Annotated in this window: 8 protein-coding genes; all 8 read left to right on the forward strand. The window is 62.2% G+C overall.

The genetic code is table 11. The annotated features are described in order from the left end of the window. Nucleotides 1-261 precede the first annotated feature (261 nt). The 8 genes from CDV44_RS22145 (at nt 262) to CDV44_RS22180 (ending at nt 10,638) form a co-directional block, all read left to right on the forward strand. A complete protein-coding gene (locus tag CDV44_RS22145) occupies nt 262-2,322 on the forward strand; it encodes an ATP-binding protein (RefSeq protein WP_249277650.1) in 2,061 nt (686 codons plus the stop codon). A 289-nt stretch (nt 2,323-2,611) separates the two neighbouring features. Next, nucleotides 2,612-3,364, forward strand: coding sequence for an IclR family transcriptional regulator (locus CDV44_RS22150; protein WP_087690527.1), 753 nt, complete (start codon nt 2,612-2,614; stop codon nt 3,362-3,364). A 44-nt stretch (nt 3,365-3,408) separates the two neighbouring features. Continuing rightward, a complete protein-coding gene (locus CDV44_RS22155; protein WP_087690529.1) occupies nt 3,409-5,049 on the forward strand; it encodes an OPT/YSL family transporter in 1,641 nt (546 codons plus the stop codon). Nucleotides 5,050-5,114: 65 nt separating this feature from the next. Then, nucleotides 5,115-6,305 (forward strand): aminotransferase class V-fold PLP-dependent enzyme, encoded by a 1,191-nt coding sequence (locus tag CDV44_RS22160; RefSeq protein WP_087690530.1) that lies wholly within the window; start codon nt 5,115-5,117, stop codon nt 6,303-6,305. Nucleotides 6,306-6,361: 56 nt separating this feature from the next. Then, nucleotides 6,362-7,075: a dipeptidase PepE gene (gene pepE / locus CDV44_RS22165; RefSeq protein ID WP_087690532.1), complete on the forward strand. Its 714-nt coding sequence runs from the start codon at nt 6,362-6,364 to the stop codon at nt 7,073-7,075. A gap of 50 nt (nt 7,076-7,125) precedes the next feature. Continuing rightward, the gene (locus CDV44_RS22170) at nt 7,126-8,067 is read left to right on the forward strand and encodes a DUF1177 domain-containing protein (protein ID WP_058376704.1); all 942 of its coding nucleotides are present in this window, start codon (nt 7,126-7,128) and stop codon (nt 8,065-8,067) included. A gap of 329 nt (nt 8,068-8,396) precedes the next feature. Continuing rightward, complete coding sequence (locus CDV44_RS22175; protein ID WP_087690535.1) at nt 8,397-9,560, forward strand: porin; 1,164 nt, start codon at nt 8,397-8,399, stop codon at nt 9,558-9,560. Nucleotides 9,561-9,732: 172 nt separating this feature from the next. Then, nucleotides 9,733-10,638 carry a DMT family transporter gene (locus CDV44_RS22180; RefSeq protein WP_087690537.1) on the forward strand — a complete coding sequence of 302 codons (906 nt, stop codon included), beginning with the start codon at nt 9,733-9,735 and terminating at the stop codon, nt 10,636-10,638. Nucleotides 10,639-10,719: the final 81 nt, after the last annotated feature.

Consider the following 10,719-nt stretch of genomic DNA (forward strand, 5'->3'; position numbering starts at 1 on the left):
TTATAGGTGGCATAAGGGTTTGCGTATGACGCCGGCCTGACGGGCCTTCGCGGGCACCCGTCTTTTTTGGACGTGCGGTTGCAGCATTCGGTATGGCGTTTCACTTCATGAGAAATGAACACGGCGCGGTAGGAATCCGAAATTCCAAATTGATACCCATCGAGCGTTGCAGCTTCCCCACGCGATGCCCACAATCCTGCCCAGTCGCCCCCCTCTCGACGTCACAACCCTTAGCCGCCTTCAAGGGGATATCCCGTGAACATGAACACCAATCTGACGGGGCGGTTGCGCAATACGCCACTGCCGCAGCACAAAGGCCTTTTGCCGCTCTTCGAAGCGGTCGTGAATTCGATCCACGCCGTCGGCGCAGGCGAGGGAGATGCCACCCGGGGCGAGATTCAGATCGACATCGAGCGTCTCGCCCAGACCGACCTGACGCTCGACGACGCGTCGTCACGACGCGGCGCGCCACCTCTGGCACCGATCTCCGGCTTTCGTATCGTCGATAACGGCGTCGGCTTCGACGCCGCGAACATGACGTCGTTCGAAACACTCGACAGCGACCATAAAGCCGCGCACGGCTGCCGCGGCGTGGGGCGTCTGCTCTGGCTCAAGGCGTTCGAGTGCGTCACGGTAGCGAGTGTTTTCCGCACCGGCCGTCAGCGCGCGCGCCGGCGGCAGTTCCATTTCACCGCCGGACAAGGCATCCGGAACATCGACTTGCGTGACGCGCGCGCGAACGAAACCCCGCACACGGTCGTGCACCTGCAAGGCTTTTTCCAGAGTTATCGGGAGAAGTCGGCCAAGACGGCGCGCGCCATCGCCAACAGTCTTTTCGAACATTGCCTGTGGTACTTCGTGCGCGATGGCGGTGTGCCCAGCATCGTCATTTGTGATGGCGACGAAACCATCGATCTGGTCGATGTCTACGACAGCTATCTGTTGGGTGGCGCACAACGCGAGACGCTCGATATCAAAGGACATCCGTTCGTCATCACTCACGTGAAACTCAAGACGAGCGCGGTCACCCAACCTGTCATTGCCTGGTGCGCGGCGAGCCGGGTCATCGAGAACGAGCCGCTCAGCGGCAAGCTGCCGGGCCTTCACGGCAAATTGCAGGACGGCGAGGGAGATTTCACCTATGCCTGCTACGTCACATCCCCCTGGCTCGATCAGCACGTACGCCCCGAGCGTATCGGCTTTGATATTCCGGAGTCGTCCGACGATCTCTTCGGCAGCGCGTCGCCGGGACGCGCCGAAATCCGGGAGGCACTGCTCGCCGCTGCGGCCAACTACCTTGCCCCATGGCTCACCCAAACCCGGCAGGCGAGCCGCGATCGCGTCGAGCGCTTTGTCACTCATCGTGCGCCCCGTTACCGCCCGATCCTCCCCCATATCGATCAGGACCGGCTAAGTGTGCCGCCTGACATCTCCGATCGGGATCTCGATCTGCTGCTGCATCGCGAATTGGCCAATGTCGAACACTCGTTGATCGCCGAGGGGCACGACATCATGCAGTTCGCCTCGAGCGAAACCACCGAGAGGTACCGCCAGCGCCTCGCGGGCTATATCGCCAAGGCGGACGACATCAAACAATCGGATCTCGCCAATTACGTATTTCATCGCAAGACCATCCTCGACATCCTCGCGCAGGCGTTAAAGCGGGGCGAAGACGGACGCTTCGCACGCGAAGAGGTGATTCATGAGTTGTTCATGCCGATGGGCAAGAGCTCAGAGGAAGTGCACGCCGAGCATGGGAATCTGTGGCTGCTCGACGAGCGGCTGACGTTTCATTCGTATCTGGCGAGCGACAAACCCCTGCAATCGATGCCGATCACGGACTGCGTCTCTGGGCGCAAGCCCGACCTGTGCGCACTGAAGGTCTTCGACCGGCCGATGCTGATGGCAGATGGCGCGCACGGGCCGCTGGCGTCACTTGTGGTGGTCGAGCTCAAACGCCCCATGCGCAACGACGCGGTGGCGGGGGAAGACAAAGACCCGGTCGAGCAGGCCATCGGTTATCTCGTGCGAATTCGCGCCGGGTCGGTCACCACGCCGGGGGGACGGCCCATACCGGGGGCGGCGTCGCTACCGGGCTTTTGCTACGTGGTGTGCGACATCACCCGCTCTGTCGTGCAGCGCTGCCAGATGCTGCAACTGAGCGAGACCATGGATGGGATGGGGTTCTTCGGCTACAACAGCCACTTCAAGACGTATATCGAAGTGATCTCGTACGACCGATTGCTGCAATCGGCTTATGAACGCAACCGCGCGTTCTTCGACAGGCTCGGTCTGCCTTCCGGCGGCCATCCGGCGACCTAGTCACTCGCCCGCGAAGCCCCTCGTTCCCGCCCAATGAAAAACGCCCGGACTTGTCCGGGCGTTTTGTCTCGGCGTGTGAGGCTTGTCACACGCGCACCGGGAATTCCCGGCAGATCCAGCATTCATGCGGCTTGGGGGGCAGTTTTCGGCACACTTCGCACCAAAAAAGGGCGAAAAGCGACACGGGTGTTTACCCTGAATTTGTGAATTTAGCGTTGCCGCCCCATTTATGCCTTTCTAAAATGTACCACATACAGACACAGTGGTGCTAATAGAGAGACAAATTTTTATGACGCTGAAGACGCTCGACAACGCGCTGACGCTTTTGCGCCACTTCACGGCCGAGAATCCGACGTGGGGCGTGCGTGAGTTGGCCAAGGAAACCGGCATCAACCACTCGGTCGTGCAGCGCATTCTCGCGACCTGTGCCCAGCACGGTTTCGTCACCCAGCGTGGCAAGTCGCGCAAGTACGCACTCGGCATGGCGTTTCTCGAATTCGCGCAGTCGTTGCGCGAAGGGTTGCATCTGTCGGACCTCATCCTGCCGATCATGCGCCGTCTGGCGGCCAACACCGGCGAGACCGCGTTTCTCGCGGTGCTCGATGGCAAAGAAGCGGTCTATCTCGAAATCGCCGAGTCGGATCAGAACATCAAGTATTCCGTGGCCGCAGGCACGCGCTTCGCGCTGCACGCCGGCTCGTCGGGCAAGGTCATCGCCGCGTATCTGCCCGAGACCCAACTCGACGCCATTCTCGAACACGGTCTGAAGCGCTACACGAGCAGCACCATCACCGAACCGGCAGCCCTGCGCGCCGATCTCGCGGCCATTCGCGAGCAAGGCTGGAGTTACTCGGCCAACGAATTTGCCGACGGCGTGTTCGGCCTCGCCCTGCCCGTATTCGACGAGACCGACGGCATCCTCGCCTCGTTCGGTGTCTCGGGCCCCGACTTCCGCATGACCGACGACAAGCGCCGCGAGATGCTCGCCGCCGTGCGTCAGGAGCTCGCCGAAGTGCAGTCGCTCATGCGCCGTTTCTACTGACCCGCCCCGATTTCGCCAGACAAGCCCCTTCGAGAATCAATCCAATGAAATCCGCCCCGCCCTCTGCCGCCGCCAAGCCACCCGGCGCACCTTATGCGCCGCTCGACGGCAAGCACCCGTCCGTTTTCGAGCCGACATCGTTACTGCTGATGGTGGCCGTGTCGGTCGCGGGCGCGATCATCGGCATGCAGTTGATCGTCACGCTCGGCATCTCGGCCAACACGTCCATCATCGGCGCGCTGCTCGCCATGCTCGTGGCACGCCTGCCCATCGCGATGATGCGCAAGTTCCGCTCCGTGCATCGTCAGAATCTGGTGCAGACGGCAATCTCGTCGGCCACCTTCGGCGCGTCGAACAGCCTGATGATTCCGATCGGCATTCCGTTCGCGATGGGTCGCCCCGATCTGATCGTGCCGCTGCTCATCGGCGTGATGATCGCCATGTTCCTCGACGGCACCGTGCTCTATCGCGTGTTCGATTCGAAGGCATTCCCCGCCACGGGCACCTGGCCCGCCGGTATCGCCACCGCCGAATCGATCATTGCCGGCGATCAGGGCGGCAAGAAGGCTCGCCTGCTCGTCTATGGCGTGGTGGGTGGCGTCGCCGGCTCGGTGCTGGGCATTCCGATGTCCGCCTTCGGTGTGGCCTTTATCGGCAACATCTGGGCGTTGGGCAGCTTCGGTACGGGTCTGCTGATCAAGGGCTATTCCCTGCCGCTGCTGCACGTCGATCTGAACAAGATCTATCTGCCGCACGGCTTCATGATCGGTGCCGGTGTGGTCGCGCTCATTCAGGTGACGTTCCTCGTGCTGCGCGGCAACCGCAAGGGCGCGCAGGCCGAGACCGGCTACCAGCCCACCGTGTCGGATCGCAAGCTCGCTGGCTTCCTCGGCGTGAGTTTTCTCGCCTATGTCGGCATCGCGTTGCTGATTGCACTGTGCGCCGGCCTCGCCACGCACATGTCGCCGGGCATGCTGATCGGCTTCCTGTTGTTTGCCGCGTTCGCAGCCTTCGCGCATGAACTGATCGTCGGTATCGCCGCGATGTACTCGGGCTGGTTCCCGGCGTTCGCCGTCGCGCTCATCACGCTGGTAATCGGCATGCTGTGCGGCTTTCCGCCGACGGCCCTCGGTCTGCTGGTCGGTCTGTCGTCAGCCACTGGCCCCGCCTTCGCCGATATGGGCTACGACCTGAAGACCGGCTTCATCCTGCGCGGCAACGGTGCCGACCCGGCGCTGGAGCGCGCCGGCCGCAAGCAGCAGTACTACGCCGGCATGCTGGGTTTCTGTGTGGCAGGCGTGGCCGTCGTGCTGGCCTACCCGCACTTCTTCGCCAACAACATGTTCCCGCCGGTCGACAAGGTCTACGCCGCCACGATTGAAGCCGGTGTGTCGAACGACATCGGTCATCAACTGATGATCTGGGCCATCCCCGGTGCGCTGCTGCAACTGATCGGCGGGCCGAAGCGCCAGCTTGGCGTGCTGATGGCGACGGGCCTCTTGCTGATGAGTCCGGCCGCTGGCTGGGCCGTCGCAGCGGGTCTCGTGTTGCGCGTGCTGATCGTGCGCCGCTGGGGCGCAGCAGGCGAATCGGCCTGCGGCACGCTGGCTGCCGGCTTCATTGCAGGCGATGCGCTGTACAGCTTCTTCAAGCCGCTGTTGTTCGGCAAGTTGCTGGCCAAGTAATTTCGAGTGGCGCGCGCCACTCGCGCGCGCCCGTTGTTTTGTCTCACCCCCCGTAGGACAGTTCGATGGATCTGAATCGCATCACCGCCGACAGCGCGCTCGCGCCCGGCCTCGTCTACTTCGATCACGCCGCCGCCTCGGTGCCGCCGCGCTGCGTCGTCGACACCATGACCGCGTATCTCGCCGAGACCGCACGCACCGGCCCGTACCTGCCCGCCTTCCGTCGCGAGACGTATGCGCGTGTCGAGCAAGTGCGCGCTGCCACGGCAGCCTTCGTCGGCGCCAACGCGTCTGAAATTGCCTTCACCAAGAACGGCAGCGAAGCCATCAGCCTCGTGGCCGCCGGCATCGACTGGCAAGACGGCGACGAAGTCGTGCTCTCCGACTTCGAAATGATTTCGAATCAGGCGCCGTGGCTGCAATTGCAGGCGCAGGGCCGCGTGAAAGTCGTGGTCGTGCCGGCGAACGCCGATGGTGTGATGGAAGTCGACACGCTCGCGCAATACCTCACGCCGCGCACCCGTCTGATCTCGATGGCGCATCTGCCGAACGTGACGGGCGCCTTGCAGCCGATCGATGCGATCTGTGCACTGGCCCGTGAGCGCAACGTCTGGACGCTGATCAACGCGACGCAGACCGTCGGCATGGTGCCGATCGACGTGCGCACGCTTGGTTGCGACTTTCTCGCCACGTGTGGCCGCAAGGCCCTGCGCGGCCCGGAAGGCAGCGGCTTCCTCTACGTACGCGAAGCGCTCATCACGCAACTGCGTCCGGCGCTGATCGGCTGGTGGAATGCGTCCGTCGACGCCAGCGGCGCGCTGTCGCTGCCGGCAACGGCCAAGCGCTTCGAAGCCGGTTGCCCGATCGTGCCGTCGATTCTCGGCATGGGCGAAGCCATCGCCTACGCGCAGTCGCTGGGTATGGCCGATGTTTTCGCGCGCGTGCAGCAACTCACGCGCTACGCCGTCGAGCAATTGCAGACGCTGCCGGGCGCCGAGATTTACGGGCCGTCGAAAGTCGAGCAGCGTCTGAGCCTCGTGCCCTTCAACGTCAAGGGTCTCGAAGCGGATGCCATCGTCGCGCATCTCGAAGCCGCCGGTGTCATCATTGAAGCCGGTCACTTCATGGCGACGCCGATTCTCAAGCGCTTCAACATTGAACGCATGGCGCGTCTGGCAGTGCATTATTTCAATACCGAGCAGGAAATCGACCGGGCCGTCGGCCTGATTCGCGAATTGCTCGACCCGCGTTCGTGACCCGTAATCCAGTCGTCTTTGAACCGTCACTACCTTCACCCGACGAGGCATAAGCCATGAAACAAATTCTGATGATGAGCAGCTCCCGCAAGGGCAATCTGGGCTATCTGGAGCATGCGGACGACCAACTGCACGCGTTGCTCAAGGGTCGCGCCAAGCGCGTGCTGTTCGTGCCCTACGCGGGCGGCATCACGTTCAGTTACGACGAGTACGAATCGCGAGTGAAGCCGGTGTTCGAGCGTCTTGGCTACGAACTCGAGTCGATTCATCACCACAAGGATCCGCGTGCGGCCGTGGAACAAGCGGAAGCCGTGGCTGTCGGTGGCGGCAATACGTTTGCCCTGCTCGATCGCATGTACAACGCGGGCATCGTCGGTCTGATTCGCGAGCGCGTGAATGCGGGCATGCCATATGTGGGCTGGAGCGCCGGCTCGAACGTCGTGTGCCCGACCATTCGCACCACCAACGACATGCCGATCGTCGAGCCGCCCACGCTCAAGGCACTGAACCTGATTCCGTTCCAGGTGAACCCGCACTTCATCAGCGGCAAACCGGCCGGTCATAACGGCGAGTCGCGCGAAGAGCGTCTGGCCGAGTACCTCGGCATCAATCCGGACGAGCGCGTTGTCGGCATTCCGGAAGGCACCGCGCTGCACGTGCAGGGCGAGAACGCCACTGTGCTCGGCGAATTCGACGCGCTGTACTTCAAGCAGGGCGGCGCCATCGACAAGATCGCCACGGGCAGCACATTCGCGCTCGCATCGATCTGAGGTCGCTACGGCGTCTCTGGTAACAAAGCAGATTCAAGAGGTTTAGAAACATGGCATTGCAGCAAACCCTGGCGGTGTATGAACTCATCGACCTGCCGAGCGTGAACGGTGACGACATCGTCGCCTTGTTCGCGCCTTACACCGACGCCGGCGTAACGGTCACGGTGGAGCGTGTGACCGAAGGCCGCGTGGCCGACTTCATCAAGATCGTGGTGCCGGGTGCGGCAGGCAAGACGGCCGGCGGCACGGCCCCGACACTGGGCCTGATCGGCCGTAACGGCGCGATCGGTGCACGTCCCGACCGTATCGCGCAGGTGTCGGATGCCGATGGCGCGACGGCGGTGATCGCCGCAGGTCTGAAGCTCGCACAACTGCGGGCACGTGGCGACACGTTGCAGGGCGACGTCATCGTCACCACGCACCTGTGCACCGATGCGCCGATCACGCCGCGTCAGCCGGTCGACTTCATGGGCATGCCGTGCAGTTCGACGACGATGAACCAGTTCGAAGTCGACGCCGCCATGGACGCCATCCTGTCGGTCGATACGAGCAAGGGCAATCGCGTGTTCAACGAGCGCGGTTTCGCGATCACGCCGACGTCCAAGCAGGGGTATTTGCTGCGCGTGTCGGACAGTCTGTTGAACATCATGCAGCAGACGACCGGCCATCTGCCGCGCGTCATGCCGCTGACGACGCAGGACATCACCGACTACGACAACGGCCTGTACCACATCAACAGCATCATGCAGCCGACGGTGGCCACCGAAGCACCGGTGGTCGGCGTGCCGATCACGGCGCAAGCGGCCGTGGCGGGCAGCGGCGGCAGCGCGAGCCATGAAGTGGATATCGCCGAAGCCGTGCGTTTCTGCGTGGAAGTGGCGATTCAGTACACCGACCGCCAGCGCTATCAGTGCGACTTCTATAGCGAGACGGAGTATGCGCGTCTGCTGGAGTTGTACGGCCCGATGACGGTGCTGCAAAAGGCCGCGTAACACGAAAGGTGGTTGATGGACCCGGGCGATTCGATGTGAGTCGAGTCGCCCGACTTTTCCCCAAGGCGACAGGCTGAACCGCGACACGCCCGTGCTGGGTCACAAACCCGCGCGACGTGCCTGGCTGCCGCCAACGCCCTGACACAACCGGTTCGCCGGCGACTGCGCCGGACCTGTGTCGAGTGGCTCCTCTGCGACGACATGACGTCGTTCCCTTGTCTTGAAGACGGGAGCGCGGGGGCGTTTTTGCGTCAATTTTTTGAATCGAGGGCCGGCAACCTGCCATGGCTCCGTCTATTTCTCGTGCTTCAAGACCGATCGGAACTCTCATGAAATATCCGCTTCCTTCCCTGATCGCCGCCGCTGCCGGCGTGTGTTTTGCCAGCGTCGCCCCGAGCGCGTTTGCGCAATCGAACGTCACGCTGTACGGCGTGCTTGATGCGGCAGTGGTGATGCAGACCAACACCAGCCCGCAGGGCGGCAAGACCTTCAGCGTGCAGCAGGGCGGCGAGGGCTTTCTGTCGGGCAGCCGCTTCGGCCTGACCGGTAGTGAAGACTTGGGCGGCGGCATGAAGGCGCGCTTCGTGCTGGAAAATGGCCTCACGGTCAACAATGGCGGTTTCGATCAGCAGGGTCAGCTGTTCGGCCGTCAGGCGTTCGTGGGGTTGTCGGGCGCGTTCGGTGAAGTGGATATTGGCCGTCAGTACACGGGCGCCTTGCTCGCGGTATCGGCGGTCGATCCGTTGTCGGTCGGTGCGCCGGCGACGAACTCGTGGCAGGTGTATCTCACTGGTCAGCGTTTTAACAACGCGTTGACGTACACCAAGTCGTTCGGCGCGATTGGGGTGAACTTGCAGTACGCGTTGGGCGGTATCGCGGGTCAGGGTTCGGCACGCTCGTCGCTTTCGGGTGGTTTGTCGTATGAAGGCAGCGGTCTGAAGATGACGGGGCAGTTGCAGCAAACGCGCGATACGCAAAGCCGCACGGCCAAGCTGTGGGTGTTGGGTGCGAAGTACGCGTTTGGTCCGGCCACGTTCTACGCCGACTACCTGCAAAGCCAGCGTGATGCAGGCTTCGACGTGACGAACGGTGGTGTTGATTTCGCGTCGATCACGAACATGAGCACCCCGGCGACGGCCAGCTCGACGGCGTCGATCGGCTCGGTGTTCAGCGCAGCGCGTCGCGATCAGTTCCTGACGCTGGGTGCGACGTACAACTTCAACCCGGTGCTTTCGTTCACGGGCGCGTGGATGTACAACAACACGTCGGCGAGCAACTTCGGCGGCACGCGTCAAACGGCTTACGCGATCCTCGATTACCGCCTGTCGAAGCGCACCGACGTTTATGTGGCCGGCGCTTACGATCACGTGAACGGCGACTGGTCCGGCCTGTTCGGTACGTCGACCACGTCATGGACCGGCGGCTCCGGCGTGCGCCTGAACGGGCACGACAATCAGGTGACTTACTACGCTGGCTTGCGTCATAAGTTCTGATGCGTCTGTCGCGGCAACTGAAGTAGTGATGCGGTAGCTGTCGGCATGCGATGACTCGGGTAATTCGGGTCATCGGCAAATTCTGAAAAGCCTCGCGACGCCGTGCAACGACCTCCATGCTTCAGCGCAAGCTGACAGAATGCGAGGTCGTTTCTTTTTGCGAGCCCCGAACATGTTCATCCGATTTGCGCGGGGTGCCGAAGTCTACGCACTCATTGCCGCCGCATTGAATGGCACGATCGGTCCGCTCACTCGTGTCGGACTCGGCTACGGTTTAACGCCGACGAGCGTCGCGTTCTGGAAATGCTTTGGCGCCTTTGTAGTGATCGCAAGTTACTGCTGTGCACGACGGACGTTGCGCGACCAAACGGTGCGACTGGCGAGCCGCTGGCCCGTTTTTGCACTGCTCGCGTTGCTGGGCATCTTCTGCCTCTACGCTTTCGAAACTTGGGCGTTCGCTGAGGCATCGATTCCGCTGGTCTCTTTTCTGACCTACGCCGCGGGGGGTGTCACGATTGTGCTTTCGACGCTGGTTTTAAAGGAGCAGATCACACGGCGAAAGGTCGCTGCGTTCGGTTCCATCGTCACCGGCGTTGCACTGATCTGCCTGTTCGAAGGCGGTGTGACGGGAAGTTATCTCGGTGTTGCGCTCGCCTTATGCGGCGGCCTCGGTTACGCCTTGTTCATCTTTCTGTCGAAGTTATGGAACGTAGGGAGCGGACTTCCGCAGCTCACTTGGCTGTTTGGATTTGGCAGTTTCTATTTGTTGCTGCTCTCGTTGCATCAGGGGTTTGCCGTACCGGTCGGGTGGGCTTGGGTCATCTTGTCAGCATTGATTCTGCTGCCTACGATTGGCGGCTTCTATTTCACGACACTGGCGATTTCGCACGGCGAGGCAAGCAAGGTACAGATCATTGAGACCAGTGACCCGTTGTTCGCCACACTGTTCGCCTTCGCATGTTTCGGAGACATGCTCGGTGGCTTCGGCGCATTGGGTGCCGTCTGCATCGTCGCCGGGCTTTTGATGACGATTGTGCCGCGTCGTATCGGTGACCTCGTGACGAGCGATCAGGGGTGACGCGGTATGTCTGATGCAGTGCGTTTGATGACGTGAGCGCTGTAGAAAGACAAACGGGACGCCGAAGCGTCCCGTTTGTCT

This window comes from Pandoraea sp. PE-S2R-1 (assembly GCF_002179865.1).
Lineage (GTDB): Bacteria > Pseudomonadota > Gammaproteobacteria > Burkholderiales > Burkholderiaceae > Pandoraea.

Coding starts and splice junctions, on each gene's coding strand:
- CDV44_RS22145 (WP_249277650.1), top strand. CDS start 262: ATGAACACCAATCTGACGGGGCGGTTGCGCAATACGCCACTGCCGCAG.
- CDV44_RS22150 (WP_087690527.1), top strand. CDS start 2,612: ATGACGCTGAAGACGCTCGACAACGCGCTGACGCTTTTGCGCCACTTC.
- CDV44_RS22155 (WP_087690529.1), top strand. CDS start 3,409: ATGAAATCCGCCCCGCCCTCTGCCGCCGCCAAGCCACCCGGCGCACCT.
- CDV44_RS22160 (WP_087690530.1), top strand. CDS start 5,115: ATGGATCTGAATCGCATCACCGCCGACAGCGCGCTCGCGCCCGGCCTC.
- pepE (WP_087690532.1), top strand. CDS start 6,362: ATGAAACAAATTCTGATGATGAGCAGCTCCCGCAAGGGCAATCTGGGC.
- CDV44_RS22170 (WP_058376704.1), top strand. CDS start 7,126: ATGGCATTGCAGCAAACCCTGGCGGTGTATGAACTCATCGACCTGCCG.
- CDV44_RS22175 (WP_087690535.1), top strand. CDS start 8,397: ATGAAATATCCGCTTCCTTCCCTGATCGCCGCCGCTGCCGGCGTGTGT.
- CDV44_RS22180 (WP_087690537.1), top strand. CDS start 9,733: ATGTTCATCCGATTTGCGCGGGGTGCCGAAGTCTACGCACTCATTGCC.